Below are 26,992 nucleotides of genomic sequence, written 5' to 3'. Positions count from 1 at the left end.
CGATGTCCCGAGAATCCGTGCCAGGTCACGACATCAGCTATCACCTCGTCTGCTTCGACGAGACAGGTGACGAGCGGGGGCGGGACAGCGCGGACGTGCTGTACGACGCCCGCCAAGGCGTCACGGACGTCTTCTTCTTCATCCACGGCTGGAACGGCGACGTGCCGGCCGCCCGTGAGCAGTACGGGCGGTGGGTCGCGACGATGGCCGGCTGCCGTGCCGAACGTGAAGCGGCACACCGGCTTCCGGGCGGCTTCAAGTCCCTGCTCGTCGGGTTGCACTGGCCGTCGAAGGCGTGGGGCGACGAGGACGTGCGGTCGGACGAGTTCATCAAGGCACAGGCGAACCGCCTCGGCGGTGGCGCCGGGCGCACGGCCGCCGTGCGCACGATCGTCCAGGCCGCGCGGCAGCACCCGTGCCGCATGTCGCCGGCGGTCAAACAGGCCTACGACTACCTGGAGAGCTCGGTTCCCGACCTGCCGGGCGAGGACGGGATGGCGTTCGACGCCGAGCAGCTCTACCGGGCGTGCCTGGAGGACCCGGCGCTGGGCGGCATCCTGTCGCCGTTGCGGATCCTGACGTTCTGGAAGATGAAGCGGCGCGCCAAGGTGTTCGGCGAGAGCGGCGCGGCCAGGATCGCCCGCGAGGTCGCCCAGGCCGCCCCGAACGCGCGCATCCACCTGATGGGCCACAGCTTCGGCTGCATCACCGCCACCGCGATGGCGAACGTGGTGCCGGCCGCGACGCTGACCCTGGTGCAGGGCGCGATGTCGCTGTGGTCGTTCGCGGAACGGCTGCCCGGCGAACCCGGCTCCGGCTACTTCCGCGGCGTGCTCGGCCGCGTGCCCGGCCCGATCATCGTCACCACGTCGTCGAACGACTACGCCATCGGCCGCTTCTACCCGCTGGCCGCGCGGTCGGGCCGGCAGGTCGACCTCGACGAGTACCCGAAGTACGGCGGGCTCGGCTCGCACGGCGTGCAGGGCACCTACGCGCACGGCCACAAGATCGGCGCACCGGGCGAGCTCCAGCGCGGGCAGGTGCACAACGTCGACTGCACGGCCGTGATCCGCCGGATCGACGGGATCGCGGGCGCTCACAACGACATCTGCCACCCGGAGCTGGCGCGGCTGCTGTGGAAGGCGGTGATGGCCCGCTAAAGCGTGCCCAGGCGCAACACGATCTGGGGTACCAGCGTGTCGCCGAGGCAGGAACGCAGCTCCGCGCGCAACGCGGACAGGATCACCGCGTCGTGCGCGGGGGAGACGGCGAACCCGGCCGTTCCCGCGGTCAGCACGACGCGCTGCATCGCCTGTCCCGCACGGATCTCGGCCGCGGCACCCTGGGTGAACGTGCACAGCACCAGCTCGGTGGCGCTGCGCACGTGCAGCCAGGCACGCTCCACTTCGGCCGCCCGCGACAGCAACCCGCGCCAGGCGGCGGGTTCGGGGAACGTCGTCCACGTGCGACGGTTCGCGTGCAGCGACCGGAGCAACGCCAGCACGTCCGAGCCCGGTTCCTGGTGGCCGCCGAGCCTGATGGCCGCCGCCGCGTCGTGCGCGCTCTGGCCGGGCAGCAGCGTCACCAGTGGACGGATGCCGTGTCCCTGCAGTGCCAGCCGGGCGTTGAGCAGAGCCGCCCCGCAGGCCAGTCGCGTCTCGCGGCTGTGCGGCCCGGTGGTGTGCAGTTCGATCTGCTCGGGACGCACCTCGAACCGCACGCCGGGAGCGGAGGCTCTGGCATGGGAGAGGACGCCGCGCACTTCCTCACTCGCGAGTCCGAGTGAGCCGGGGACGGTGACGGTCATGGTCATACTGTCCGGTCGGAGCGACGGCCGAACCACGGTCGAAGGTCCCCACTTCCTAGGGCCGTGAGTTGGTCGAAAATGTGCGAATGTAGGCGGCGTGCCTGACGTGCCTGGTCGCCGCGACCTCGACGAGCTGCTCGACGAGGTCCGCGACCGCATGGACGAGATCGTGACCACCCGCGACCACATGCAGGAACTGCTGGGCGCGGTGCTCGCCGTCGCTTCCGGTCTGGAACTCGAGCCGACCCTGCTGCGCATCGTCCAGGCGGCCGTGGACCTGGTCGGTGCCCGCTACGGCGCGCTGGGCGTGCTCGGCACCCGCGACGACCTCTCGCAGTTCCTCCACGTCGGCGTGGACGAGGTGACCCGAGGGTCCATGGGCCACCTGCCCGAGGGCAAGGGCCTGCTCGGGCTGCTCATCAAGGACCCGACGCCGCTGCGCCTGCGCGACCTCGCCCAGCACGAGATGTCGGTCGGCTTCCCGCCCAACCACCCGCCGATGCACAGCTTCCTGGGCGTGCCCGTGCGCGTGCGCGACGAGGTGTTCGGCAACCTCTACATGACCGAGAAGATCGACGCGGCCGAGTTCACCGCCGACGACGAGGCCGTTCTGCTGGCCCTGGCCGCCGCCGCGGGCATCGCGATCGAGAACGCCCGCCTGTTCGAACGCTCCCGCATGCGCGAGCGGTGGCTGGAGGCGATCGGCGAGGTCAACTCCGAACTGCTGGGCGGTGCCTCCGGCGAGTACGCGCTGCGCCTCATCACCCAGCGCACCGTCGAGCTCGCCGGCGCCGACTCGGCCCTGGTCGTCCTCGGCGACGGCCGGCACACCCCGCTCTCCGTCGCCGCGAGCGCGGGCATGAAGATCGACGACTTCGACGCCGCGGACCACGCCGTCGACGAGGTGATCCACTCCGGTGTCCCGCTCCTGGCGGACGACCTGGGTCCGGTCTTCGGCCCGGTCCTGGCCGTCCCGCTGCGGTCGGAGATGGGAGTGACGGGCGCCCTGGTCGTGCTGCGCCGCACCGGCGAGACCCGTTTCCTGCCCGACCAGGTCCCGATGCTCGCCTCGTTCGCCGACCAGGCGGCCGTCGCCCTGGAGTTCGCCGAGCAGCAACGCTCCCAGCGCCTGCTCGACGTGCTGGAGGACCGCGACCGCATCGCCCGCGACCTGCACGACCACGTCATCCAGCGCCTGTTCGTCACCGGCCTCACCCTGCAGGCCACCCTGCGCCGCATCACCGAACCCGAGGTGGCCGCCCGCCTGCGGACCGCCGTCGAGCAGCTAGACGAGACGGTCCGCGAGATCCGCACGTCCATCTTCGACCTGCACTCGAACGACAACACCTCACTGCGCCGCCGCCTGCTCGACCTCGTCGCGGGCCTGACCGAGTCGACGCACCTCAAGCCGTCCATCCGCATGTCCGGCACCGTGGACAACTCGGTGCCGCCCGAACTCGCCGAGCACGTCGAGGCCGTCGTGCGCGAGGCCGTCACGAACTGCGTGCGGCACGCCTCCGCGACCGAGTTGACGGTGCTGATCGACGCCGGCGAGGACGTCGTGATCACCGTGCAGGACAACGGCGTCGGCATCTCGGCGGACGCCTCGCGCAGCGGCCTGCGCAACCTCGCACACCGCGCGGTGAAGTTCGGCGGGTCGCTGGAGGTGACGGCGCCGGACGGCGGCGGCGCCTGCCTGGTGTGGCGCGTGCCGCTGAGCTAACGGAGCTTGTCGCCGTCCTTGCGGAACTGCGACGCGAACACGGCGGCCTGCGTGCGGCGCTGCATGCCGAGCTTCGCCAGCAGGTGCGAGACGTAGTTCTTGACGGTCTTCTCGGCGAGGAACATGCGCTCGGCGATCTGCCTGTTGGTCAGGCCCTCGCCGATCAGGTCGAGCACCGTGCGCTCCTGCTCGCTGAGCATGCGCAGCGGGTCGCCCTCCTCGCGCTCGCGGCGGATCCTGCTGAGCAGCGCGGAAGTCGTGCGCGCGTCCAGAAGGGACTGTCCTGCTGCGACGGTGCGGACGGCGTTGACCAGGTCCGCGCCGAGGATCTGCTTCAGCACGAAGCCGGAGGCGCCCGCCATGATCGCGTCGAACAACGCCTCGTCGTCCGCGAAGCTCGTCAGCATCAGGCACTGCAGGCCCGGGACGCGGCTGCGCAGCTCACGGCACAGCTCGATGCCGTTGCCGTCGGGCAGCCTGATGTCGAGCACCGCCACGTCGGCGTGTGCGCCCGGCACCTTGGCGAGGGCCTCCGTCACCGATGCCGCATCACCGACCACCTCGAGATCGGACTCCTCGCCGAGCAGGTCCGCTATGCCGCGCCGGACGATCTCGTGGTCGTCGACGAGGAAAACGCGCGTCGCCATTGCCTCACGGTAGCCCAAAGTCCTTGGGATGAGGGGACCAATGACACGCGGCCCCCTGCGCCGATCGGGCCTACTTCGGGATCTTGACCTCTCTCCCGGCTGAAGCAGGGAGATCCTTCCCTCGCGGGTCGAGCTTTCTGCTTCGCAGCCCGTTGCCGCCTGGGTCACGAGCACAGGGACGGTGTACCGCCCACGGTCTTACACAAGCTCCACAGACCTGACATCCCACCAGCCCGGCGGTGGACCCGGCCGACTTGGTCATCGCCGACCGGGCGCGACAACCGTGCCAGCCGCTCCGCCAAACGGCTCAACCTGGGGGTCGCGACCTGCGGATGGAACACCTCACGCCCGTCTTGCTCGCGGAGTCTGCACGCGCACGAGAGGTGGTGGTGGTGTCGCACGGGGTGGGCGGGTTCACCGGAGCGTTGGTCGGCTCAACGGCTGTGGCGCTGTCGATCCACGGCGAGTGTCCCGTGGTGGTGGTCCGTGGAAACCAGCAGCAAGGGCCCGTAGTGGTGGGTGTCGACCTCTCGCCCGAATCGGACCCGGCCATCGGCTTCGGGTTCGAGGAGGCGGCATCCGGCATGCCGCTGGTGGCGGCGATGGCCCACGACGACGAGCAGTCCCTGAACACGCGAATGTCCGGGTGGCTGGAGAAGTACCCGGACGTCGCGGTGGACCAACTCGTGGTGGGGGAGCGGCCGATCCCGGTGCTGCTGGAGCTGGGGCAACGGGACGGGCTGCTCGTGGTCGGGTCGCGGGGGCGTGGCGGATTCGCCGGGATGCTGCTCGGGTCTACCTCGCAGGCCCAGATCTACCACGCCCCGTGCCCGGTGGCCGTCGTCAGGCCTGCTTGATCGCGGAGATCTCGAACTCGAGGACGACCTTCTCGCTCACCAGCACGCCACCGGTCTCCAGGGCGGCGTTCCAGGTGACGCCGTAGTCCTTGCGGTTGATGGTGTGCGAGCCCTCGAAGCCGACGCGGGTGTTGCCGAACGGGTCGACGGCCACGCCCTCGAAGGCGAACGGGATGGTGATGCTCTTGGTGACGTCCTTGATGGTGAGGTCACCGGTGATCTCGAAGTTGTCGTCGTCGACCTTGTTCGCGGAGGTCGAGACGAACTTGATCTCCGGGTACTCCTCGACGGCGAGGAAGTCGTTCGTCGTCAGGTGGCCGTCGCGCTGAGCGTTGCGGGTGTCGATGCTCGCGACCTTGAGGGTCACCTCGGCGGTGGTGTTCTCCGGCTTGTCACCGTCGATGGAGATCTTGCCGTCGAACTCGTTGAACGCACCGCGAACCTTGGTGACCATCGCGTGGCGCGCGACGAAGCCGATGCGGGAGTGCGAGGCGTCGATGACGTAGTCGCCGGTCAGTTCGGAGAGGTTGGTGGCGGTGGTCATGGTGTCAAGTCCTTCGGTTGCTCGATTTGGTTGAAGTGTCACTCACCCTGCCTGAACCTGGATGATGTGTCAACTATTCCCGTATGCTGAAGCGGTGACACGATGGTTGGAACCTGAGCAGCAGCGGGCGTGGCGCGCGTACGTCCGCATGCAGGGGGAGCTCAATGCGCATCTGAGCAGGCAGATGTCGGTCGATTCGGACATCTCGATGGCTGACTTCGCCGTGCTGGTGCAGCTCACCGACACGCGTGATGAACGCGTGCGCGTGTTGGAGCTCGCACGGTCTTTGCACTGGGAGAAGAGCCGCATCTCACATCATGTAGCAAGGATGGAGAAGCGCGGCCTGGTGCGCCGGGAGAACTGCAGCAGTGACGGGCGCGGGTCGTTCGTCGTGCTGACGGACCAGGGCCGCTCCGCGATCGAGGAGGCCGCGCCGGCGCACGCCGAGACGGTGCACAAGCTGGTGTTCGACCTGCTCACCGAGGCCGAGGTCGAGGCGCTGGGGTCGATCTCCGAGAAGATCTTCACGCGCCTAACGACAGGAGAATGTGCGGCGGTAGTCGCTCGGTGCGATGCCGACGACCCGATGGAAGTGGTGCCGCAGGAGAGCGGCTGTCCCGAAGCCTGACCTGGTCGCGACCGTGTCGACGTCCAGGTCGGTCTCCTCGAGCAGCCTGCGCGCGTGAAGTACCCGTTGGAGTGACAGCCACTTGTTGGGAGTGGTGCCGGTCTCCGCGGCGAACCTGCGCGCGAAAGTCCGCTCGGACATGACGGCGAGCTTCGCCATCGTCGACACCGTGTGGTTGTCCGCGATCGTGTCGAGCACCTGCTCCAGCACCGGTTCGAGGCTGTCCGAGCTGCACTCCGGGATCGGCAGCTCCACGAACTGCCGCTGACCGCCGTCGCGCTGCGGCGCCACGACCATCCGGCGCGCGATCGTGTTGGCGATCTTGGTGCCGAGCTCCCGCCGGACCAGGTGCAGGCAGGCGTCGATGCCCGCCGCCGTGCCGGCGCTCGTGATGATGTTCCCGTCGTCCACGAACAGCACGCTGGCGTCGAGCCGCGCCTTCGGGAACCGCTCCTGGAACTGCCCCGCCTCACGCCAGTGCGTGGTGCAGTGCCGGTCGTCGAGCAGGCCGGCCGCCCCGAGGATGAACGCCCCGCTGCACACGCTGAGCAGCGTCGCGTCGGTCTCGCGGAGCGCCTTGACCAGCTTCTCCGGGTACTCGTCGCGAACCCGCGCGGCGGGCAGTGCGACGAGGTCGACGCTCTGCAGCGCGTCGAACCCGTGCTCCGGCGTGATGCTCACGCCGCGGATGCTCGTCGGCACCGGCTCGTTCGGGATCTCCCCGCACACCCGGAAGTCGACCAGCGGTACACCCTCTTCGGTCCGGTCGATGCCGAACACCTCGCAGAGCAGCCCGAACTCGAACGGCGCGACGCCGTCGATGAGGGGGACCGCCACCGATCGCAGCATGGCAGGATATTAGCGCGCATCGTCAGATCTGCCACTGTTGGCGGGATATGGACGGTCGCAAACTTACTGACATGACTCTTGCAGCGATCGTCCTCGCAGTAGCCGCCCTCTCCGTCTGGCTCGACCGGCACCGCGACCGCACCGCCGGTCTGGCCGGTTCCTCCGACGTCCCCGACCGCGACCGCGTCCGGGTGCGCGACGACCTCCGGTACCTCACCTGATGAGCGGTGCGGGTCCCGTGTAGCGGGCGACCGGGCGGATGATCTTCGTGTCCTCGGACTGCTCGAGCGCGTTGGCACACCATCCGACCACCCGGCTGCACGCGAACGTCGGCGTGAACATCTCGCGCGGGATGCCGCACTGCTCCATCAGCACGCCGGCGTAGAACTCCACGTTCGCGTACAGCTGCCGGCCGGGCTTGAGCTCGGCCAGCAGCTCCGTGACCCTGCGCTCGACGGTGACCGCGAACTCGGTGAGGCGGGTCGGCTGCTCCTGGGCGATGCCCTTGAGCAGGCGCGCCCGCGGGTCCTCGGTCTTGTAGACGGCATGGCCGAAACCCATGATCCGTTCACCGCGCTCGATGCGTTCCCGCACCCAGGCGTCGATGTTGTCCGGTGTCCCGATGAGGTCGAGCGCCTCCAGCGCCCGGTCCGGCGCACCGCCGTGCAGCGGCCCGGAGAACGTCCCGATCGCCGCCGTCACCGCGGACACGACGTCCGCTCCGGCGCTCGCGACCACGCGCGCGGTGAACGTCGACGCGTTGAAGCCGTGGTCGATCGTGGCGATCAGGTACTGCTCGACAGCACGACCGGCCCATGTTGACGGCTCCTGTCCAGTCAACATGTACAGCCAGTTCGCCGACATGGACAGATCAACCCTGGGGTCGACGGGATCAAGTCCGAGCTTGAGCCGGTGCAGTGCCGCCAGGATCGTCGGCGTCATCGCGCTGACCCTGAGCGCGTCCGCCTTGCGCGTGCTCATCGGCGCGTCCCACATCGGCTGCGACGGCAGCATCGAGAGCGCGGTCCGCAGTCCCGCCAGTGCCGTGCAGCCCGACCGCGCGATCGCGGGCAGCACCTCGCTGACCACCTCCGGGAGCGGACGCAGCGCGGCGGTCTCCGCCGCGAAGAGCGCGGCCTCGTCCTGGCTCGGCAGCCGGCCCTCGGTGAACAGGAACCACACGTCCTCGAACGAGCGCGTCGTGGCCAGTTCGATCGCGTCGTGCTCGCGGTAGTGGTAGTAGCCCGCGGCACCGTTCACGTCCCCGATCAGGGTCGTGGTGACGACGACGTCTTTAAGCCCTTTGGGTGCATCAATCAACATGGATGAAAGGCTCCGTCAACATGTCTTGTACAGTCAACGTTGATGGAATCAATGTTGACGACGACTCAAGCCGCGCGCCGACTCGGGGTGAAGCCGGCGACGGTCTACTCGTACGTCAGCCGCAAACTCCTGACCAGCAAGAAGGTCAACCGCCAGAGCCTGTTCGACGTCGCCGAGGTCGAGGCCCTGGCGCAACGCACTGGTGCCCGTGGCGCAGTGGCCGCTGTGACGGATCGCATCCGCACCCGCATCTCCCTGCTGGAGAAGGACCGCCTCCACTACCGGGGCCGCTCCGTTCCCGGCCTCGCGAGCACCAAGCGCTTCGAGGACGTCGCGCACTGGCTGTGGACGGGGATCGACTCGGAGGGCGTGCAGTTCCCCGAGGGCCAGGAGATCTGGATGGCCCTTCCGGAGAGCGCCACCCTGACCGACCGGATCCGGGTGGCCGTGGTCCTCGCGAGCGCGGGCGACCCGCTGAGGTTCGACCTCGACCGGGCGATCACCACCGCCATGTCGCTGATCGCCGACGTCGTCGAGTCCCTGCCGCTGCTGGGCAGGCCCGCGGGCACCGACATCGCCGACCGCCTCTGGGCCCGCCTCTCCCCGGAACCCCCGCGGACGGACCTGCTCAACGCCGCCCTGATCCTCCTGGCGGACCACGACCTGGCCATCTCGACCATGGCCGCCCGAGTGGCCGCGTCGGCGCACGCCCACCCGTACGCCGTCGTCTCCGCGGGCCTGGGCGCGATGGAGGGCCAGCGCCACGGCGCCGCCGCGACGATCGCGCACCGCTTCCTCACCCAGGCCGCGTCCGACCCGATGGGCATCGTCGCCGAACACCTGCGGGCCGGCCAGCCGATCCCCGGCTTCGGCCACCGCATCTACCAGTCCCGCGACCCGCGCGCCGACCACTTCCTGGCGCTGCTGCGCGGCAGCGGCGACCTGGTGGTGGACAAGGTGATCGCCACCCAGCCCAAGACGTTCCCGAACATGGACCTGGCGCTGGCGCAGTTCGGACTGACGTTCTCGATGCCGCCGACCGCGGGGGAGGCCATCTTCTCGATCGCGCGGATCGCGGGGTGGATCGCGCACGCGATGGAGGAGTACAAGGAGCCGGGTCTGCGGTTCCGGACGATGGGTGTGTACACGGGCGACAGGCCGTAACCGGTCCAGCGGGCCGTGCCGTCGCCCCCGCTTGGCTGCTGGCGTGATCGCATCCGGAAGCGGACCATCGGAACCATGAGATTGTCCGCAGTGGACAACCTGAAGGTCGTCCTGGTGGCGTGGGTCATCGGCGGCCACGCGCTGCTGGGCTACGCCGCGATCGGCGGCTGGCCGTACGACGAGGTCAACGAGGTCACGTTCCACCCCGGCACCGAGACGGTGCTGGCGGCGTTGGTCGGGCCGTCCGGCCTGTTCTTCATGGGCACCTTCTACTTCATGGCCGGGATCTTCACGCCCGGCTCCGTCGAGCGCAAAGGCCGGCGGCGGTTCATCGCCGATCGGCTCGTCCGCCTCGGTACGCCGTGGGTGGTCAGTGCCGTCGTCGTCTGGCCGACGTTCGTGTGGATCGCCTACAACGGGGCCGGTCGGGACGTCTCGTGGTGGCAGGCGTTCACGGACCGGCGGCCGTTCCTGGACAGCGGGTCGCTGTGGTTCGTCGGGGTGCTGCTGATCTTCAGCATCGCGATCGCCCTGGCGCCGCCGATCAGGGAACGCGCCATCACGCCGCAGACCGTGGCAGGCATGACGATGATCGTGGCGGGGACGACCTTCCTGACACGGCTGGTGTTCCCGGCGCGCAGCGGGCAGGTCGGGGACCTGCACCTGTGGTGGTGGCCGCAGTGCCTCGGGATGTTGCTGCTCGGGGCGATCGGCGGGCGCAAGCTCGCGGAACGGGTGCCGGACGAGATCTACCGCATGACCCGCAACGTCGTCATCGGCACGATCGCCGTGCTGCCCGTGGCGGCGGCGCTCATGGGCGTGCTGGACCTGGCGGAGAACGCGGAACCGTTCCTCGGCGGCTGGAGGTGGCAGGCCGCCGCCCTCGCACTGATCGAGGGAATCCTCGTGGTGGCGGGAAGTCTGTGGCTCATCGGGCTGGCGCAGCGGAGGCTGACGCGCCGGGGACCCTTCGCGGAGGGGCTGGCGCGGTCCGCCTACATCGCGTTCGTCGTGCAGGGGCCGATCCTGCTCGCACTCGCGACCGGCCTGCGCCCGCTGGACCTCCCCGCGGAGGTGAAGGCCCCGCTGGTGGGCGCGGGGGCGATCGCGTTGTCGTTCGGGATCGGCTGGTACGTCACTTCACGCCGAGGCGCTTCAGCACGCTCGTCGTGATGCCGGCCGCGTCCAGGCCGTGTGCGCGCAGGATGCGGGCGCGTGAGTCGTGCGGCAGGAAACGCGGCGGCAGCGCGAAAGTCGCCACGCAGGTCGGGGAACCGGCCAGGGCCTGACCCAGACGTGCGCCCAGGGCTCCGGTGGACGTCGTGTCCTCCACGGCGAGCACCAGGCGGTGCTGGCCGCTGTACTTGACGAGGTGCGGGTCCAGGGGAGCCGTCCAGCGCGGGTCCACGACGTTGACGCGGACGTCGTGCGAGGCGAGTTCCGCCGCCGCCGCCAGGCAGGGGCCGGCCAGCGGGCCCACCGAGATCAGGAGCACCTCGGCGTCCGGGTCCTCGCGCAGCACGTCGAAATGGCTCACGCGGCGCACCGCGGGCACGTCCGGTCCGATGGATGCCTTCGGGTACCGGACCACGGTGGGGCCGTCCGAGACCTCGACGGCCTCGCGCAGCAGAGCGGCCAGGGAGGCCGGATCGCGGGGGGCGGCGAGCCTCAGACCCGGCACCACGGGCAGCACGGAGGCGTCCCACATGCCGTGGTGCGACGCGCCGTCCGGCCCGGTCACGCCGGCCCGGTCCAGCACGAACGTGACCGGCAGCCGGTGCAGGGCCACGTCCATCAGCAACTGGTCGAAGGCACGGGACAGGAACGTCGCGTAGACGGCGACGACCGGGTGCAGGCCGCCCATCGCCATGCCGGCGGCGGACGTCACGGCGTGCTGCTCGGCGATGCCGACGTCGAACACGCGCGCCGGGAAGCGCTCGGAGAAGGGCCGCAGCCCCACCGGTTCCAGCATGGCGGCGGTGAGGCAGACGACGTCCGGGCGTTCCGCTCCGATGGACACGATCTCGTCGGAGAACGCGTCGGTCCACGTCCGCCCTCCCGCGGCACCGGACGCGCCGACCGCGTGCATGCGGTCCGCCTCGTCGGTCTCGGCGGCGGTGTACCCCTTGCCCTTCACGGTCTTGCAGTGCACGACCACCGGGCGGCCGAGTGACTTGGCCTCCCACAGGGCGTTCTCGACGGCGTGCACGTCGTGCCCGTCGACCTCGCCGATGTACGCGAGACCCAGCGCCTCGAACAGCCCGCGGGCCGAGCCGTTCAGCAACGACGCGGCGAAGCCACCCGCCGTCGGGTCGTAGGAGCGGCCGTTGTCGTTGAGCAGCACCACGACCGGGCGCGACGAGCCGCCGATGTTGTTCAGCGCCTCCCAGCACATCCCGCCGGTCAGCGCACCGTCACCGACGATGGCGACGACCCGGCGATCCGCGCCGCCGAGTTCGAACGCCTTGGCCAGACCGTCCGCATAGGACAGTGCCGTGGAGGCGTGCGAGTTCTCGATGACGTCGTGCGCCGACTCGGCCGCGGACGGGTAGCCGGACATGCCGCCGGCCTGCCGCAACGAGTCGAATTCCGAGCAACGGCCGGTCAGCATCTTGTGCACGTACGACTGGTGCCCGGTGTCGAACAGCACCACGTCGACCGGGGAGTTGAAGACCCGGTGCACGCCGATCGTCAGCTCGACGGCACCCAGGTTCGGGCCGAGGTGGCCGCCGGTCCGGTGCACCTTGGAGATCAGGAACGACCGGATCTCCCCGGCCAGAGAGGAGAGTTCGGAGGACGAGAGCGCCCGGACGTCCGCGGGCGAGGCGATGTCAGCCAGCACTGCGCACCGCCGGCGGGAGGGTGAAGGCGATCGTTTCCGTCGCGGTCGTGTGCGTGGACACCGACACGGTGCCCAGCGCCTCCAACGCCGCCACCACCTCGTCCACCAGTTCGGGAGGTGCCGACGCGCCCGCGGACAGGCCCACCGACGTCACTCCGTCGAGCCACGCCGGGTCGATCTCCGAGGCGTCGTCGATCAGGTGGGCGGGCGTGCCGCCGCGGGCCGCGAGCTCCACCATCCGCACCGAGTTGGACGAGTTCTTCGACCCCACCACCAGCACCAGGTCCGACCGCGCCGCGACCTCGCGGATGGCGACCTGACGATTCGTGGTGGCGTAACAGATGTCGTCGGAACCGGGACCGCGCACCTGCGGGAACTTCCGCTCCAGCGCCGCGACCACCTCGGCCGTCTCGTCGACGGCCAGCGTCGTCTGCGTCAGGTAGGACACCGGGCCGGTGATCTCCAGCGACTCGACGTCCGCCACCGTCTCCACCAGCACCATCTGGCCGGGCGCCTCGCCGAGCGTGCCCTCGACCTCCTCGTGCCCGGCGTGCCCGATCAGCACGATGGTGTCGCCGCGTTCGGCGAAGCGCCGTGCCTCGGCGTGCACCTTCGTCACCAGAGGACATGTCGCGTCGAGCACGTCCAACGACCGTGCCCGGGCCTCGGCCCGCACGGCGGGGGAGACACCGTGCGCGGAGAAGACCGCCGTGGCACCGAAAGGCACCTCGGACAGCTCCTCCACGAACACGGCGCCACGAGCTTCCAGCGCGCGCACGACGTGGACGTTGTGCACGATCTGCTTGCGCACGTAGATGGGGCCGCCGCGTTGGTCGAGCAGTCGTTCCACGATCTCGATGGCACGCTCCACCCCGGCGCAGAACGACCGGGGTGAGGCGAGCAGCACCGAACGCGGCGGATGTTCCGTCATCGAGCGCCTTCCCAAAGCGGAATCAGTGATCTCGGTGGGTGACGAGCTGGGCGAGCGTGCCGAGTTCCACCGCCGCACGCGCGGCCGGGGAGGCCTCGCCGAGGTGGACCAGCGCCTGCGTGTGCAACTCGTCGGCCTGCGTCTGGCTCCAGGCACGTCCACCGGCCTCGTCGACCAGGTGTGCGGCCCGCGCAAGCGTTTCCGCGTTCATCTCGTGAGAGCCGGAGTACAACGACGCCAGCTCGGCGGAGGCGGGAACCCCGGCGGTCAGGGCACGCACGACGGGCAACGACTTCTTGCGGTTGACCAGGTCCGAGTGCCCGGCCTTGCCCGTCACCGCCGGGTCGCCCCAGATGCCGAGCAGGTCGTCCACGTGCTGGAACGCCAGACCCAGCTCCGTTCCGTACCCGCGCATCGCCTCGACCTGCTCGTCGGACCCGCCGCCGTACAGCGCGCCCAAGGCAGTGGAGGCGCCCAGGAGCGCACCCGTCTTGCCGCGTGCCATCCGTTCGACCTCGAACACCTCGACGTCGGACCGCGTCTCGAAGTCCAGGTCGTAGGCCTGCCCTTCGAGCAACGCCACGGTGGCGTCACCCAGCGTCCGGATCGCCTCGATCGCCCGCGGATGTCCCGATGCGGCGAGGACGTCCACGGCCAGCGCCTGCAACGCGTCTCCGGCCAGGATCGCCGCGTTGACGCCGAACACGGTCCACGCCGTCGCCCGGTGGCGCCGGGTCGTGTCGCGGTCCATCACGTCGTCGTGCAGCAGCGAGAAGTTGTGGATCAGCTCCACCGCGACCGCCGCCGGCACCGCGTCGGCGGCGGTGCCTCCGACGGCCTCGGCCGCCAGCAGCACCAGCGCGGGACGGATCGCCTTGCCGCCGTTCTCCAGCACCGGGTTGCCGTACTCGTCGCGCCACCCGTGGTGGTACTCCGCGATCGTGCGCATCGACGGCGGCAGCTGGTCGACTGCCTTGCGCAGAGCCGGGAGCACGAAGCTCCGGCTCCACGCGAGCACCTCGCCGGACGGTCGCCCGGCGGCGAGAGGTTCGGTCATCTCGGCTGTCATCGCTAGAGCCCGATCTCCACGTTCTCCAGCACGCCCAGGGCGTCCGGCACCAGCACTGCGGCCGAGTAGTACGTCGACACGAGGTACTTGAGCATCGCGTGCTCGTCGATGCCCATGAACCGCACGTTCAGGCCGGGCTCGTACTCGTCGGGGATGCCGGTCTGGCGCAGGCCGACGACGCCCTGCTTCTCCTCGCCGAGCCGCATCGCGATGATCGACGTGGTGCCGTTCTTGTTGACCGGGATCTTGTCGCACGGCGCGATCGGGACGCCCCGCCACGACTGCAGCGACTTGCCCTCGACCTCGACGGTCGGCACGTACAGGCCGCGGTTGTTGAGCTGCCGGCCGAACGCCGCGATCGCCTTGGGGTGCGCCAGGATCAGCTTGGTGTTGCGGCGCCGCGAGATCAGCTCGTCCATGTCGTCCGGCGTGACCGGGCCGGAGTTGGTGCTGACCCGCTGCTTGAGGTCGGCGTTGGCGAGCAGGCCGAACTCCTTGTTGTTGATGAGCTCGTGCTCCTGGCGCTCGCGCAGGGCCTCGATGGTCAGCCGCAACTGGTGCTCGACCTGGTCCATCGGCTGGCTGTAGAGGTCCGCCACACGCGTGTGGACGCGCACGATCGTCTGCGCCACCGAGAGCTCGTACTCGCGGGGCCGTAGCTCGTAGTCGACGAACGTGCCGGGCAGCGTCGGCTCGCCGTCGTGGCCGGACGAGATGTCGATCTCGGCCTCGCCGTGCTTGTTCGACGCGTTCGTCGGGTTCGCCAGCTGCTGCGCGATGTGCTCCCGCAACGGCTCGATCTGACCGTTGAGCTGCGCGAAGGCGGCCCGCGTCAGCACCACGGCCGTCGTCGGCGTCAACGCACGCGCGGTGAAGCTCCAGTTCTTGCCGGAACCGGACAGCACCGGCTCGTCACCGAGGTACTCGCCGTCCGCGATCGTGCCCAGCGCCACGTCGTCGCCGTACTCGCCGCGACCGGTCTTGGTGACCTTGCCGTGCGCGATGACGATGATCTCGTCGACGGACTCGCCGCGGTGCGCGATCACCTCACCAGGCAGGTACTCGCGCTGCTCGAAGCGGTTCGCGACGGCGGTGAGCGCCGCCTCGTCCTCGAACCCGCGCAGCAGCACGAACTCCGCCAGCTCCTGCGGCACGATCCGCACCTCGGAGCCCACGGAGGTGAAGGTGACCCGGCCGTCGCCGATCGCGAAGGTGAGCCGGCGGTTGACGCGGTACGCACCACCCTTGGCCTCGACCCAGGGCAACATGCGCAGCAGCCACCGGGGGGAGATCCCCTGCATCTGCGGTGCGGACTTGGTCGTCGTCGAGAGGTTGCGGGCCGCCTGCGTCGAAAGGCTCAGCTGCCCGCCCTCGACCCCAAGGCCCGGATCGGTAACAGTCACTGGAAGTCCTGCCAATCTGTTTGGTGCTGTGATGGAACTAGCGAACGAGTGCTGCTGCTGCCGTGCCAAGCCCTGACGGTCTGTGGAACGACTTCCGGGTGGGGACCGGGGGAGGGCTGTACCGGCCGGATCTCTGCGTCCACAGCAGTTCCCCGGCCAGCCAGGACTTCAGTGCCTCGACGTACCGGTGCAGCCCGGCCCTGGCCTCCGCGTCGAGGCCGTACTCGTCGGCGATGGACGGCAGCTCGCCGATGATCGAGCCGATCTGCCGCAGCCGTGCGGCGATCAGGTCGGCCACGACCGAGACGGCCTGCTGGAGCTCGCACTCGAAGAACTGCTGCACGGCGAGCACCGCGCTGGTGGTGCTGCCGCCGGTGGCGTAGGCGTGGTCGAAGCCGACGATCTCCCGCCGCAGCGCGGGAACGTCGCCGAACGAGTCGACGAGCGCCCGCATCGTGCTTTTGCGCAACAACTCCGCCGGCAGTTCGGCGCCGACCGACTTGCGGGCGAGCTTCGCGGACAGCTCCGTGGCGATCGACCGGCGCCGCATCTCCACGAGGTCGATCGGGTCGGGTACGCGACCCTGTGCCGTGTTGTGCAGCTCCCACAGCAACGCGTCGAAGAACTCGGTCAGGTGTTCGCGGTCCTCGTCGTCCAGGGTGGACCGCGAGACCAGGTCGGCCAGGCCCCTCTCCGCCGGGTTCGACGAGGGCGGCGAGCCGCTGAGCACCGACTTCAGCGCCGCCACGAACGCCCTGCCGCCCGCGACGTTGCGCGGCCGGAGGAAGCCGGACTGGAACGCGTCGGTGACGTGGAAGCCCCACGTGTGCCAGTCGTTGATGTGCTTGAGGTCGTCCAGGGACGCCGTCGGGTGGGTCAGCGGGGCGAAGCCACCGTAGTCCGCGGCGTCGTAGAACGCCTCGGTCCACGGTGCGCCGCCGAGCATGCCCATGTCGCGCACCCACGTCCTGGTGTGCTGGCGGACGCGGTCCACGTGCGGGGAAAGCCTCGCCGCGAAGGGCATGTCGAACGAGGGGACCTCAACCACGGGGCACCCCCAGCCACGCCGCGGACGTGCCCAGGCCGGTCGGGCCGCGCAGGACCGTGCGGAAGAACGCCGAGTTCCCGGCCCCTCCTTCGACATTGGTGTAGCGGCCCGCGTGCAGGTGCCACTCGTGCCCGCCGGACTGCCAGTCCTGCAGGCCCTTCACGTACTTGAGCACGCGCGCCTGGTCCTCCGGGCCCAGGGCGTTCTCGGCGAACAGCTGCGGCAGCTCGGTGAAGACCGTGTTCTCGAACTGGTGCAGCCGTGAGGTCAGCAAGGTGTTCACCGCCTCGACCGCGGTCTGCGTGTCGTGGCCGAAGAACTTCTCGAACACGAGCACCCCGTTGGAGTTCTCTCCTTCCCGCAGCACTTCCCGCTCGTACGAGAAGATGTCGTTGCGCAGGTGGATCGCGTCGGAGAACGTGTCGGACAGGACCCGCAGCGGCCGGGTGCCCGCGACGGACGCGGGCACTTCGGCTGCCTCGGAGACCTCCACCAGGTTCGCCGACCACGGTGCGCCGCCGACCTTGCGGCGCATCTCGATGTACTCGATCGGGTTGGCGACCGTCCCGCTCTCGATGTTCTTGATCTCCCACATGCACTCGAGCAGCAGGTTGTGGGTGCTCGTGGTGAACCGGCGCCGCCAGTCCTGCGACATCAGCGGAATCGTGCGCTGCCACAGGTCGACGAGGCCGCGTTCGGTCGGGTTCTGCGGCTCCGGCCACGGGTCCGTGCCGTTGAGCGGCATGAACGCCGGGAGCCGGTCGAGATACGCCTTGGCTCCCGCCACGTCCTTGCTCTGCTTGAACTCCGCGAAGAACTCGTCGTCGAAGTAGAAGACCCAGACGTACCAGTCCGTGATGAGGTCGAGGATCTCCGCGGGCGCGTCGGGGTGGGTCCACGCGCACATGTGCCCGTAGTCGTCGCCCGCGAGCACCTCGTCGGTCCACACCCCGGTGTCGAGCATCCCCATGTCCCGCGCCCACTGCGTCGAGTGGGCGCGGGCGCGTTCGAGGTGCGGGTTCATCCGCGCCGGGTGCGGCACGTAGAACTCCGGCATGGTGAAGGAGGCCAAGACCTATCCCTCGCGGCCGAGCTCGACGTGCTCCAGCACACCGATCGCGTCCGGCACCATGATGGCGGCCGAGTAGTACGCGCTGACCAGGTAGTTGATGATCGCCTGGTCGTTGATGCCCATGAACCGCACCGACAGGCCCGGCTGGTACTCGTCCGGGATGCCGGTCTGGTGCAGGCCGATGACGCCCTGGTTCTGCTCGCCGGTGCGGATCAGCATCACCGACGACGTGCGGGTGTCGGAGACCGGGATCTTGTTGCACGGCAGCACGGGGATGCCGCGCCAGGCCGGCACCTGCTGGCCGTTGAAGTCGATGTGCTGCGGGTAGAGGCCCCGCTTGTTGAGCTCACGGCCGAACGCGGCGATCGTGCGCGGGTGGGCGAGGAAGTACCCGGGGTCCTTCCACACGATCGACAGCAGCTCGTCGAAGTCGTCCGGGGTGGGCGGGCCGGTGCGCGTGTGGATGCGCTGCTTGAGGTCCGCGTTGTGCAGCAGGCCGAACGACCTGTTGTTGACGATCTCGTGCTCCTGGCGTTCGCGCAGGGCCTCGATCGTGAGCCGCAGCTGCTGCTCGACCTGGTCCATCGGCTTGTTGTAGAGGTCCGCGACCCGGCTGTGGACCCGCAGCACGGTCTGGGCGACGCTCAGCTCGTACTCGCGCGGCGAGACCTCGTAGTCGACGAACGTGCCGGGCAGGACGGGCTCGCCGTCGTGACCGGACGCCATGCCGATCTCGGCCTCGCCGTACTCGTCCTGCGGTTTGTTGCGGCTGTTGAACGTCTGCTGGATGTGTGCGCGCAGGCCGCCCGCTTCCCCGTTGAGCGCCTGGAAGTCGGTCCACGACAGCGTGAGCACCGTGACCGGGGTGACGGCCTTGGCGGTGTACTCCCACTCGCCCTGCGGACCGGCCAGCACGGTCTCGCCGAAGTACTGGCCGTCGGCGAGGTTGCCGAGCACGGTGTCGCCGCCGTACTCACCGGTGCCGATCTTGTCGACCTTGCCGTGCGCGATCAGCACGACGCTGTCCTTCGGACGGCCCTTCTCGACGATGACGTCGCCGACGCCGAACTCCTGCTGCGTGAAGCGGCCGGCGAGCGCCGCGAGGACCTCCTCGTCGTCGAAGCCCTTGAGCAGCGCCAGTTCGGTGAGCTCCATCGGCACCACGCGGATCTCCGCGCCGATGTTCGTGAACGAGACGCGGCCGTCCCCCAGCGTGTAGGTGAGGCGCCGGTTGACGCGGTACGCACCACCTGCCGCCTGCACCCAGGGGAGCACCTTGAGCAGCCAGCGGGAAGTGATTCCCTGCATCTGCGGAACGGACTTGGTGGTAGTGGCCAGATTTCGTGCGGCGGCCGTGCCCAAACTCAGCTGCTGACGGCCCTCATTGAGGTCAGAATCCGTCACAGTCACAACCGGTACCCACCTATCTCAATGCGCTAATTGGACCAAACCGATAAGCCGGAATGGACGTTAGTTCGCACTGCTGACGGCTGTGAAGGGGCCAAGAAGGCGACATTCGGGTGGGTGGCTTACGCCTGATGATGCTACGGAGCGTACAACTCTCGCCCTACGCAACGATCTTTGTATCCGCAGGTGGGTGATGGGGTCTTATTCATGGGAGCATGGAATAAGACACTCGTTTGGCCCAATAGGATCACCCTTTGGTGTGCGCTGGGCCGTGTTGTATGGATGTTATACGGCACCACTCCGAGTGGCTGGAATCCACTCGAAGTGGTGTGTATCAATTTGTGCCGACGACTATTCGTGATTACGCGTCGCGTGAGTTCAGAAACGATTCCAGCTGCGTGACGACGAACGCGTGGTCCTCCGCCTGGGGCAGTCCGGAGACGCCGACGGTGCCGACCGGGCCCGTCCCGCGCAGGATGACGGGGAAGACGCCTCCGTGCGCCGCGTAGCGGGCGGGGTCGAGGCCGGGCTGCTCCTCGAACGTCGACCCCTTCTCGCGGAACGTCGTGCCGACGTAGAACGAGCTGTGGCCGAACAGCTCGACGACCCGGGCCTTGCGTTCGAGCCACCTGTCGTTGTCCGGCGCCGTGCCGGGCAGCGACGCGTGGAAGAGCCGGTGTCCGTTGCGCTGCACCGAGATCGCGATCGGCAGGCCCTGTTCGCGGGCGGCGTCGAGCAGGTGCAGGCCGAGCTCGATCGCGACGTCGTTGCCGAACCGGCTGAACTGCAGCCGCCGTTCCTGGTCGAGGAGCTCTTCGGACTTCACAGTGCTACCACCTTGTTCTCGTGTGCGGACAGGAAAGCGGCCTCGATGACCTTCAGCGCGTGCACGGCGCCCGCCGGGTCGACGGGGATCCGGCCGGCCTGCAGTTCGGTGTAGAAGTGCTGGTACGCGCCGCGTTCGACGGCGACCTCGGTGGTCTCGCCGAGGATGCCGAGTCGCCCGGTGCGGTCCTCGTGTCCCCAGCCCGGATCCGTCGGGCGGCGGCCGGCGCCGAGCGCGTCCTCCTGCTCGTCGAGGCCGCTGATCTCGAACGCGCCCTCGCTGCCGAGCAGGCGGAAGCGCGGTCCGGTGTTCGCCGCGTGCGCGTTGGCCCACAGGTGGGAGCGCACGCCGTTCTCGTGCGTCAGCGCCACGAACACGTCGTCGTCCACCTGTGCGCCGGGGCGGCGCCGGTCGAGTTCCGCGTAGACGCTGCCGACCGGCCCGAACAGCTGCAGCGCCTGGTCGACGAGGTGCGCGCCGAGGTCGTAGAGCAGACCGCCCGCCTCCTCGGCGGCACCGAACTCGCGCCAGTTGTCCCAGATCTCCGGCACCCAGCGCTCGAAGCGGGACTCGAACCGCCGCACCTCGCCCAGCCGGCCGAGGACCTCGCGGACGGTGAGGAAGTCGCTGTCCCAGCGGCGGTTCTGGAAGACGGTGAGAGGTACTCGCGCGGCCTGCGCGGCGGCCACGAGCTCCTCGGCTTCGGCGGAGGTCGGTGCGAACGGCTTGTCGACGACGACCGCGATGCTCTGGGCGATGGCGCGCTTCGCGTACTCGACGTGCGTCCTGTTGGGAGTGGCCACGACGATCAGGTCGAGGTCCAGCTCGAACAGCTCGCCGGCGGTGACGATCTTCGCGTCCGGGTGCGCGGCACGGGCCTGCGCCTGCCGCTCCGGGTTCGCCGTGACGATCGCGGCGAGGTCCATGCCCTCGGTGGAGGAGATCAGCGGGGCGTGGAAGACCCGCCCCGCGATGCCGTAGCCCAGAAGTCCGACTCGAGTCATGCTTCCGATTAAAGCAACGCTGTTGAATAATTGCGACCGTGGACCTCACCTCGCTGCGTTCGCACAACGACAGGACAGTGCTCCGGCTCGTCCGTTCAGGGGCGCTGAGCAGGGCTTCCCTCGCCGCGGAGGCCGGGCTGACCCCGCAGGCGATCTCGAAGATCGTGGCGCGGCTCATGTCGGCCGGACTGCTGGAGGAGACCGGTGCCGTGCGCGACGGAGGTCGCGGCAAGCCCCGGATGTCGTTGCGGCTCGCGCCCGGCGGTGCGTACGCGTACGGCGCCTACGTCGACCGGGACGAACTGCGGGTGGTGAAGCTGGACCTGACCGGCGAGGTGGTGTCGTCGTCGGTCGTGCCGCTGCCCCCGATGTTCTCGCCAGGCACCGTGCTGGACGCCCTGGCGCCGCTGGTCGAGGCCGGGGACGAGGTGCTGGGGCTCGGCATCGGCATCGCCGGCCCGCTGGAGCACCCCGGCGGGGTGGTGTCCCCGAACGGGCTTCCGGGCTGGTCGTCGGTCCCGTTGAAGGCGCTGGCCGAGGAACGGCTCGGGCTGCCGGTCGTCGTGGACAAGGACACCAACGCCGCCGTTCTCGCCGAGGCGTGGCGACGACCGCTCCGAGACGCGGCGCTCGTGTTCGTGGGCACCGGTCTGGGAGTGGGGCTGCTCCTCGGAGGAGAGGTGCATCGCGGTGCGCGGTCAGGCGCGGGGGAGTTCGGGCACACGACGATCCAGCTCGACGGGCCGCTGTGCGTGTGCGGACGGCGCGGGTGCGTCGAGGCCGTGCACGCGGCCAGCACGGGCGTCGAGGCCGCACGGGTGCTCGCCGCCGCGGTGACGAACCTGGTGCAGCTGCTGGACCTCGACCAGATCGTCCTGAGTGGACGGAAGGTGCTGGAGTCGCCCGAGCTCTACCTGCGGGCGATGCCGGACGTGGACGTCAGCGTCACGTCGTACGGTCCCGATCTGGTGCCCGTCGGCGCCGGGCTGCTCGTTCTGGGCGAATTGTTCTAGCATCAGCTGTGGACGTCGAGCACGTCGTCGGCCTGCCGCACCCGCGGCTGCGGCCGTTCGTGACGCGGTACTCCGGGTATCGGATGCGCACCGAGCCCGGCATCCACCGCGGCCTGCCGTCGCGCTCGCTCACCCTCGTGGTCACGATGGACGGCACGGTCGACCTCTCCGAGGGCCGGTTCGCCACGCTGTGCGGCGGGCTGCACGACGAGGCCGTGATCATCACCCACGACGGGTTCCAGCACGGCGTCCAGTGCGACCTCACGCCGCTGGGGATGCGGGCGTTCTTCGGCGTGCCCGCGGGTGAGCTGGCGGCGACCACCGTGGGGCTCGACTGCCTGGACGCTCCCGCCGCCGAACTGCGCGAACGGCTGCGGGAAGCGCCGACGTGGACGGACCGGTTCGCCCGCCTGGACGAGGTGCTGGGCGGGCTGGTCAGGCCGGTGCGGCAGCAGGTCGAGGTGGCGTGGGCGTGGCAGCGGCTCGCGGCGGGCGCGCCGGTGGCCGAGATCGCCGCCGAGGTCGGGTGGAGCAGGCAGCACCTGAGCGCGCGGTTCGCGGCGGAGTACGGGCTCACGCCCAAGGTCGTGGGCCGCGTGATGCGGTTCGAGCGGGCGAACCGGATGCTGCGCGGCGAGCGCCGGCCCACGCTGACCGAGGTGGCCGCGGCCTGCGGTTACACCGACCAGGCGCACTTCAACCGCGACTGGCGCGCGTTGTGCGGGGCGACCCCGACCGAGTGGATCGCGGCCGAGCTTCCATTCGTACAAGGCAGCGAGCACGGTCAGGGCGCAGAGTTGCCGTCATGAGCACACCACCACCTACCTGCTGGCCCACCCTGTCCTATCAGGACGCTCCCGCCGCGATCCGCTTCCTCGTGGAGGCGTTCGGGTTCTCCGAGCACCTCGTCGTGCCGGGGGAGGCCGACGGCGAGGTCGTGCACTGCGAGATGGTCTGGCCCGAGGGCGGCGGCGTCATGCTGGGGTCCGTCGTGCGGTCGGTCGGCGAGGTCGAGGCGACCAGGGCCGGTGCCGGATCCGTCTACGTGGTGACCGACCGCCCGGACGAGGTCCACGGGCTGGCGCTGGCCCGCGGGGCGACCGAGATCCGCGGCCTGCGCGACGAGGACTACGGCTCGCGCGGCTTCACGGTGGCCGACCCCGAGGGCAACCGCTGGAGCTTCGGCACCTATCGCGGAGCGTGAGGCAACCCGCGCGGACCGTTTGGAGTCTTCCTGGGTGGAGAGGTTCACACCCAGGGGAGGACACGTGCGCCCAGCACGATGTTTGGTGATCGCCGCTCTCGCCGCCGGACTGCTCAGTCCGGCGGCGGCGCAGGCGGAACCGTCGAGAACGACGCAGAAGACTTCGGCCATCACGCTGATCAGCGGTGACAAGGTCGTCGTCGGCGAACGCGGGGAGCTCGTCCGGGTCGAGGGGCGGCCCGGAATGCAGTTCGCCCAGTACGTGCAGGACGACCACCAGTACGTGGTGCCGGCCGACGCCGTCGACGCGGTGGGCCAGGACCGCGTCGACAAGCGCTTCTTCGACATCACCTCGTTGCACGCCTACGGGTACACCGACGACAAGATCGACCGGATTCCATTGCTGGACAATGGTCTCCGGGCGGCGGGTGCGGTGCCCAAGGAGGACGCGGCCCAGCAGTGGACCGCGCGGCGCACGGGCGCGTTGCGTGCCGGGAAGCTGTGGCTCGACGGCAAGTCGCAGATCTCGCTGACCGAGAGCGTGCCGATGGTGGGCGCGCCGGCCGCGTGGCAGTCCGGGTTCGACGGCACCGGCGTCACGGTCGCCGTGCTCGACACCGGGTACGACCAGAAGCATCCGGAACTCGCGGGCGTCGTCTCCGTGTCGAAGGACTTCACGCCGTCCGGCATCCAGGACGACATCGGTCACGGCACGCACGTCGCGGCCACGATCGCCGGCCGCGGCGGCCAGTACGCCGGCGTCGCGAAGGGCGCTTCCCTTGCCGTGGGCCGGGTCTGCGAGGCCTCGTACTGCTTCGACAGCGCGGTGATCGCCGGCATGGAGTGGGCGGCGCGCGAGGTCGGGGCCGAGGTCGTCAACATGTCGCTGGGCGGCGACCAGTCCGACGGCACGGACCCGTTGTCCCGCAAGGTCGAGGAGCTCACCGCCGAGACCGGCGCGCTGTTCGTCGTCGCGGCGGGCAACTCGGGGACGTTCCGCAAGGTGTCCTCGCCGGCCGTGGCGGACTCGGCGCTGGCCGTGGCCAACCTGACCAAACAGGGCGCCGTGGAGGAGATGTCGTCGCGCGGCCCGAGGCTGGGCGACTACGCGGTCAAGCCGGACATCGCGGCGCCGGGCACGGACATCGTGGCCGCCCGCGCCGAGAACACGTTGTGGGAGCACGCCGTCGACGACCTGCACGCGCGGCTGACCGGCACGTCGATGGCCACGCCGCACGTCGCGGGAGCGGCGGCGGTGCTGGCGCAGCGCAACCCGTCCTGGACCGCGGCCGAGCTCAAGGCCCACCTGATGGCGACGGTGAAACCGGTCGCGGACTCTCCCCCGAGCGTCGGCACCGGCCTGCTCGACGTCGGCCGCGCGGTGACGCAGCAGGTGCGGGCCTCCACCGGAAGCCTGTCGTTCGGGCTGCTGGAGTGGCCGCACACCAAGACGTTCACGAAGACCATCACCTACTCGAACTCGGGCGCCGACCCGGTTTCCCTGTCGTTGCAGCACAACCTCGGCACGGACTTCGCCGTGCCGTCGTCGGTGACCGTGCCGGCGCGGGGCAGCGCGGCGGTCGACGTCGTCCTGGACCCGCGCAAGGGCAACGGCACGTTCTTCGGGCACGTCAAGGCATCCGGGGCAGGCATCGAGCTGACCACCTCCGTCGGCGCCTACGTGCAGGAGGAACGGCACGCGCTGACGCTGTCGATGATCGGCCGTGACGGCAAGCCCGTCCCGAACGAGTTCGCCGTCGTGGTCAACATGACCACGAGGGAGGCATCGGTGCTCAGCATCCGTCCGGACGGCACCGGATCGGCGCGGCTGCCCGTCGCGGACTACGCGGTGCTGAGCCGCATCGACGAGCTGACGCCGAACTACGACTGGTTCGTGCCGGTCGCCGCGACCGAGGTCGCCGGTCGCGTCTCGCTGGCGGCGGACGTGTCCGTGACGCTGGACGCCAGGCAGGGCAAGCAGATCGGTGCCGAACTGCCCGAGCGCGACTCGGTGGTCTGGTACCGCGACGCGCAACTGCGCGTGCCGTTCGCGCCCGGCAAGATCAGCGGTGTCGCGAGCATCATCGACGGCCGCGTTCCGTTGTACGGCCTGTCGTTCGGCGGGCCGCTGCCGGAGCTGACCTACGACTCCGGCCTCAAGGGCGGGCAGCCGCTGGTCTCGGTCCCAGGCGGGTTCCCGGTGCGGTACTACGAGAGCAGCAAGTACCTGCCGCCCGGTGAGCACCGGCTCGACGTGGCCGAACGCGGTTCCGACGTGCGCGGCAAGCTCGCTCTCGTCAGGACCGCCGGCGAGGACGTCTACCCGGTCGCGCAGGCGATGAAGGACGCCGGTGCGGTCGCGGTGCTGTGGGCGGGCCCGGTGCCGTTCGGGTACGACGAGCAGACGGCGATCCCGGTGATCGCCGCGGCGGAGCACCAGGTGGCCGTCACGCCGGCGAAGCTGACGCTGCGGGCCATCGCCGGGTCGCCGGTCTCGTACACCCTGTTCCTGCCGCACAAGGGTTCGCTTCCGTTCGGTGTCAAGAAGTTCCGGCACTCGGAGCTCGCCCGGGTCAAGGCGCGCTACCACACGTCCGGCGCGGACGGCTCGGTCAACCAGCGGAACAACCCGGTCGTCGGCGGCGCCATCGGCGTGACGCTGGACGAACGGCTCGCCGCTCCGGCGGAGCGCACCGAGTACTTCACCCCGGGCACCTGGTTCCAGGAGGGCTTCGACGGGCGCGCGTTCGGAGGCGGCGACGACCCGATCACGACCTCGTGGGCCCACGTCGACCCGGTGACCTTCCAGGCAGGCGGGAACTACGAACGCACCAACCTGCGTGCCGTCACCTCACCCCGGCTCGGCGGCGCGTCGCTCGTGCCGTGGGCCGACGGCGGTGGCGTCGAACGGGCGGGCGATCTGATCACCACGCGTATCTCGCCGTTCGGCGGGGCGGGATGGGTGGAGAACTGGCGGCAGACCGGAGGCGGTTACGTGGAGCTGTTCCGCGACGGGGCGTCGCTGGGCTTCTCCGACGTGAGGCGGGGCTCGTTCCACGCACCTGCCCGCGACGGCCGGTACAAGCTGGTGCTGGACGCGTCCCGCGAGTCGCTCGCGCTGTCCACCAACGTGAAAACCACGTGGGAGTTCTCAGCTTCCGCCGACGGCAAGCTGCCGTTGCTGGAGGTCGGCTACTCGGTGCCGGTCGACCTGCGCAACAGCGGGAAGGCCGGGGCGCCGATGCCGGTGAAGTTCACCGCGACGCGTCAGGCGGGCAAGGCGACGGTGCGCTCACTGCAGGCCTACGCGTCGTTCGACGACGGCGTCACCTGGGCTCCGGTGAAGTCGGTCGTCCCTCCCGGCGGCAAGGCGGGCGGGTTCGTGTCGCTGCGCGTGGTGGCCGCGGACGCGAACGGCAACACGGTCGACCAGACGGTGCTGAGGGCCTACCGCCTGCGCTGATCGTTCCCCCCACTGAGTGATGTTGCTGTGTTGGGCCGAACGGCCGTGCTTCTGTTACGTCCTAGGGCGTAACCACACGGCCGTTCGGTCGTTGTAATCCCCTGCGGCACCTGCCCCGCCGAGCGCGAGACGAACCAGGGACGCGGCGTCTCAGCGCCCGGGGCAGGT

The 26,992-nt window shown here is 69.8% G+C and carries 25 protein-coding genes; 11 read left to right on the top strand and 14 right to left on the bottom strand.

Features of this window, described 5'->3' with window-relative positions; all coding sequences use genetic code 11:
- Positions 1 to 2 precede the first annotated feature (2 nt).
- Positions 3 to 1,160 carry a hypothetical protein gene (locus DFR72_RS41405; protein ID WP_090065067.1) on the top strand — a complete coding sequence of 386 codons (1,158 nt, stop codon included), beginning with the start codon at positions 3 to 5 and terminating at the stop codon, positions 1,158 to 1,160.
- On the opposite strand, the gene DFR72_RS41400 is transcribed toward DFR72_RS41405, so the two are convergent.
- Entirely contained in the window at positions 1,157 to 1,807 is a 651-nt protein-coding gene (locus DFR72_RS41400) for a hypothetical protein (RefSeq protein WP_143086692.1), read from the bottom strand. The genes DFR72_RS41405 and DFR72_RS41400 overlap by 4 nt on opposite strands.
- Before the next feature lie 157 nt (positions 1,808 to 1,964).
- Between DFR72_RS41400 and DFR72_RS41395 the strand changes: the two genes are divergently transcribed.
- Positions 1,965 to 3,530 (top strand): sensor histidine kinase, encoded by a 1,566-nt coding sequence (locus DFR72_RS41395; protein ID WP_090065262.1) that lies wholly within the window; start codon positions 1,965 to 1,967, stop codon positions 3,528 to 3,530.
- Here DFR72_RS41395 and DFR72_RS41390 read toward each other — a convergent pair.
- Positions 3,527 to 4,177, bottom strand: a complete 651-nt coding sequence (locus DFR72_RS41390) for a response regulator (protein ID WP_090065065.1) — start codon at positions 4,175 to 4,177, stop codon at positions 3,527 to 3,529. The two genes, DFR72_RS41395 and DFR72_RS41390, sit on opposite strands and share 4 nt — an antisense overlap.
- 332 nt (positions 4,178 to 4,509) lie before the next feature.
- Between DFR72_RS41390 and DFR72_RS41385 the strand changes: the two genes are divergently transcribed.
- Positions 4,510 to 5,034, top strand: coding sequence for a universal stress protein (locus DFR72_RS41385; RefSeq protein WP_090065261.1), 525 nt, complete (start codon positions 4,510 to 4,512; stop codon positions 5,032 to 5,034).
- Here DFR72_RS41385 and DFR72_RS41380 read toward each other — a convergent pair.
- Positions 5,021 to 5,578 (bottom strand): YceI family protein, encoded by a 558-nt coding sequence (locus DFR72_RS41380; RefSeq protein WP_090065064.1) that lies wholly within the window; start codon positions 5,576 to 5,578, stop codon positions 5,021 to 5,023. The genes DFR72_RS41385 and DFR72_RS41380 overlap by 14 nt on opposite strands.
- Before the next feature lie 94 nt (positions 5,579 to 5,672).
- Between DFR72_RS41380 and DFR72_RS41375 the strand changes: the two genes are divergently transcribed.
- The gene (locus tag DFR72_RS41375; RefSeq protein ID WP_090065260.1) at positions 5,673 to 6,206 is read left to right on the top strand and encodes a MarR family winged helix-turn-helix transcriptional regulator; all 534 of its coding nucleotides are present in this window, start codon (positions 5,673 to 5,675) and stop codon (positions 6,204 to 6,206) included.
- On the opposite strand, the gene DFR72_RS41370 is transcribed toward DFR72_RS41375, so the two are convergent.
- Positions 6,111 to 7,055: a helix-turn-helix domain-containing protein gene (locus DFR72_RS41370; RefSeq protein ID WP_090065063.1), complete on the bottom strand. Its 945-nt coding sequence runs from the start codon at positions 7,053 to 7,055 to the stop codon at positions 6,111 to 6,113. The two genes, DFR72_RS41375 and DFR72_RS41370, sit on opposite strands and share 96 nt — an antisense overlap.
- Positions 7,056 to 7,126: 71 nt before the next feature.
- Here DFR72_RS41370 and DFR72_RS46070 point away from each other — a divergent pair, with 71 nt between their 5' ends.
- Positions 7,127 to 7,276: a hypothetical protein gene (locus DFR72_RS46070; RefSeq protein WP_170176639.1), complete on the top strand. Its 150-nt coding sequence runs from the start codon at positions 7,127 to 7,129 to the stop codon at positions 7,274 to 7,276.
- On the opposite strand, the gene DFR72_RS41365 is transcribed toward DFR72_RS46070, so the two are convergent.
- On the bottom strand, positions 7,269 to 8,378 hold the full coding sequence (locus DFR72_RS41365) for a citrate/2-methylcitrate synthase (protein ID WP_090065062.1): 1,110 nt from the start codon (positions 8,376 to 8,378) through the stop codon (positions 7,269 to 7,271). The genes DFR72_RS46070 and DFR72_RS41365 overlap by 8 nt on opposite strands.
- A gap of 42 nt (positions 8,379 to 8,420) precedes the next feature.
- Here DFR72_RS41365 and DFR72_RS41360 point away from each other — a divergent pair, with 42 nt between their 5' ends.
- Together DFR72_RS41360 and DFR72_RS41355 are read left to right on the top strand one after the other, a co-directional pair.
- A complete protein-coding gene (locus tag DFR72_RS41360) occupies positions 8,421 to 9,542 on the top strand; it encodes a citrate synthase (protein WP_090065061.1) in 1,122 nt (373 codons plus the stop codon).
- Positions 9,543 to 9,617: 75 nt separating this feature from the next.
- Positions 9,618 to 10,715 carry an acyltransferase family protein gene (locus DFR72_RS41355; protein WP_090065060.1) on the top strand — a complete coding sequence of 366 codons (1,098 nt, stop codon included), beginning with the start codon at positions 9,618 to 9,620 and terminating at the stop codon, positions 10,713 to 10,715.
- On the opposite strand, the gene DFR72_RS41350 is transcribed toward DFR72_RS41355, so the two are convergent.
- The 9 genes from DFR72_RS41350 to DFR72_RS41315 all read right to left on the bottom strand — a co-directional run bounded on the left by DFR72_RS41350 (position 10,678) and on the right by DFR72_RS41315 (position 21,144).
- A complete protein-coding gene (locus DFR72_RS41350; RefSeq protein ID WP_090065059.1) occupies positions 10,678 to 12,384 on the bottom strand; it encodes a 1-deoxy-D-xylulose-5-phosphate synthase in 1,707 nt (568 codons plus the stop codon). The genes DFR72_RS41355 and DFR72_RS41350 overlap by 38 nt on opposite strands.
- The gene (gene ispH / locus DFR72_RS41345; protein ID WP_090065058.1) at positions 12,374 to 13,315 is read right to left on the bottom strand and encodes a 4-hydroxy-3-methylbut-2-enyl diphosphate reductase; all 942 of its coding nucleotides are present in this window, start codon (positions 13,313 to 13,315) and stop codon (positions 12,374 to 12,376) included. Before ispH ends, DFR72_RS41350 begins: the two co-directional genes overlap by 11 nt.
- A 22-nt stretch (positions 13,316 to 13,337) precedes the next feature.
- A complete protein-coding gene (locus DFR72_RS41340; RefSeq protein WP_090065057.1) occupies positions 13,338 to 14,384 on the bottom strand; it encodes a family 2 encapsulin nanocompartment cargo protein polyprenyl transferase in 1,047 nt (348 codons plus the stop codon).
- 2 nt (positions 14,385 to 14,386) lie between these two features.
- Positions 14,387 to 15,787, bottom strand: a complete 1,401-nt coding sequence (locus tag DFR72_RS41335; protein ID WP_245983887.1) for a family 2B encapsulin nanocompartment shell protein — start codon at positions 15,785 to 15,787, stop codon at positions 14,387 to 14,389.
- A 37-nt stretch (positions 15,788 to 15,824) separates the two neighbouring features.
- Entirely contained in the window at positions 15,825 to 16,835 is a 1,011-nt protein-coding gene (locus DFR72_RS46570; RefSeq protein ID WP_211335741.1) for a terpene synthase family protein, read from the bottom strand.
- Positions 16,828 to 17,907 (bottom strand): terpene synthase family protein, encoded by a 1,080-nt coding sequence (locus DFR72_RS46565; protein WP_211335739.1) that lies wholly within the window; start codon positions 17,905 to 17,907, stop codon positions 16,828 to 16,830. The genes DFR72_RS46570 and DFR72_RS46565 overlap by 8 nt, the downstream gene beginning before the upstream one ends.
- Before the next feature lie 3 nt (positions 17,908 to 17,910).
- Positions 17,911 to 19,317, bottom strand: a complete 1,407-nt coding sequence (locus DFR72_RS41325) for a family 2B encapsulin nanocompartment shell protein (protein WP_211335737.1) — start codon at positions 19,315 to 19,317, stop codon at positions 17,911 to 17,913.
- A gap of 358 nt (positions 19,318 to 19,675) precedes the next feature.
- Entirely contained in the window at positions 19,676 to 20,140 is a 465-nt protein-coding gene (locus DFR72_RS41320) for a heme-degrading domain-containing protein (RefSeq protein ID WP_090065054.1), read from the bottom strand.
- Positions 20,137 to 21,144: a Gfo/Idh/MocA family protein gene (locus tag DFR72_RS41315; protein WP_090065053.1), complete on the bottom strand. Its 1,008-nt coding sequence runs from the start codon at positions 21,142 to 21,144 to the stop codon at positions 20,137 to 20,139. The genes DFR72_RS41320 and DFR72_RS41315 overlap by 4 nt, the downstream gene beginning before the upstream one ends.
- Positions 21,145 to 21,182: 38 nt before the next feature.
- Between DFR72_RS41315 and DFR72_RS41310 the strand changes: the two genes are divergently transcribed.
- From DFR72_RS41310 to DFR72_RS41295, 4 genes are all read left to right on the top strand, one after another.
- Positions 21,183 to 22,157, top strand: a complete 975-nt coding sequence (locus tag DFR72_RS41310) for an ROK family transcriptional regulator (protein WP_090065052.1) — start codon at positions 21,183 to 21,185, stop codon at positions 22,155 to 22,157.
- Between the two features lie 8 nt (positions 22,158 to 22,165).
- Positions 22,166 to 22,966 carry a helix-turn-helix domain-containing protein gene (locus DFR72_RS41305; protein ID WP_245983886.1) on the top strand — a complete coding sequence of 267 codons (801 nt, stop codon included), beginning with the start codon at positions 22,166 to 22,168 and terminating at the stop codon, positions 22,964 to 22,966.
- Positions 22,963 to 23,361, top strand: coding sequence for a VOC family protein (locus tag DFR72_RS41300; RefSeq protein WP_090065051.1), 399 nt, complete (start codon positions 22,963 to 22,965; stop codon positions 23,359 to 23,361). Before DFR72_RS41305 ends, DFR72_RS41300 begins: the two co-directional genes overlap by 4 nt.
- Before the next feature lie 64 nt (positions 23,362 to 23,425).
- Positions 23,426 to 26,824 (top strand): S8 family peptidase, encoded by a 3,399-nt coding sequence (locus DFR72_RS41295; protein ID WP_143086691.1) that lies wholly within the window; start codon positions 23,426 to 23,428, stop codon positions 26,822 to 26,824.
- Positions 26,825 to 26,992: the final 168 nt, after the last annotated feature.

Origin of the sequence: Lentzea flaviverrucosa (assembly GCF_003350445.1) — a bacterium.
In the GTDB taxonomy this organism is placed as follows: Bacteria; Actinomycetota; Actinomycetes; order Mycobacteriales; family Pseudonocardiaceae; genus Lentzea; species Lentzea californiensis.
Note: the sequence above shows the minus strand (reverse complement) of the source record. Positions and strands in the feature narration are given on the sequence as shown.

Bases quoted from the DNA above. Each gene is read 5' to 3' on its own strand.
- DFR72_RS41405 (WP_090065067.1), top strand. From the start codon at position 3: ATGTCCCGAGAATCCGTGCCAGGTCACGACATCAGCTATCACCTCGTC.
- DFR72_RS41400 (WP_143086692.1), bottom strand. From the start codon at position 1,807: ATGACCGTCACCGTCCCCGGCTCACTCGGACTCGCGAGTGAGGAAGTG.
- DFR72_RS41395 (WP_090065262.1), top strand. From the start codon at position 1,965: ATGGACGAGATCGTGACCACCCGCGACCACATGCAGGAACTGCTGGGC.
- DFR72_RS41390 (WP_090065065.1), bottom strand. From the start codon at position 4,177: ATGGCGACGCGCGTTTTCCTCGTCGACGACCACGAGATCGTCCGGCGC.
- DFR72_RS41385 (WP_090065261.1), top strand. From the start codon at position 4,510: ATGGAACACCTCACGCCCGTCTTGCTCGCGGAGTCTGCACGCGCACGA.
- DFR72_RS41380 (WP_090065064.1), bottom strand. From the start codon at position 5,578: ATGACCACCGCCACCAACCTCTCCGAACTGACCGGCGACTACGTCATC.
- DFR72_RS41370 (WP_090065063.1), bottom strand. From the start codon at position 7,055: ATGCTGCGATCGGTGGCGGTCCCCCTCATCGACGGCGTCGCGCCGTTC.
- DFR72_RS46070 (WP_170176639.1), top strand. From the start codon at position 7,127: ATGACTCTTGCAGCGATCGTCCTCGCAGTAGCCGCCCTCTCCGTCTGG.
- DFR72_RS41365 (WP_090065062.1), bottom strand. From the start codon at position 8,378: ATGTTGATTGATGCACCCAAAGGGCTTAAAGACGTCGTCGTCACCACG.
- DFR72_RS41360 (WP_090065061.1), top strand. From the start codon at position 8,421: ATGGAATCAATGTTGACGACGACTCAAGCCGCGCGCCGACTCGGGGTG.
- DFR72_RS41355 (WP_090065060.1), top strand. From the start codon at position 9,618: ATGAGATTGTCCGCAGTGGACAACCTGAAGGTCGTCCTGGTGGCGTGG.
- ispH (WP_090065058.1), bottom strand. From the start codon at position 13,315: ATGACGGAACATCCGCCGCGTTCGGTGCTGCTCGCCTCACCCCGGTCG.
- DFR72_RS41340 (WP_090065057.1), bottom strand. From the start codon at position 14,384: ATGACAGCCGAGATGACCGAACCTCTCGCCGCCGGGCGACCGTCCGGC.
- DFR72_RS41315 (WP_090065053.1), bottom strand. From the start codon at position 21,144: ATGACTCGAGTCGGACTTCTGGGCTACGGCATCGCGGGGCGGGTCTTC.
- DFR72_RS41300 (WP_090065051.1), top strand. From the start codon at position 22,963: ATGAGCACACCACCACCTACCTGCTGGCCCACCCTGTCCTATCAGGAC.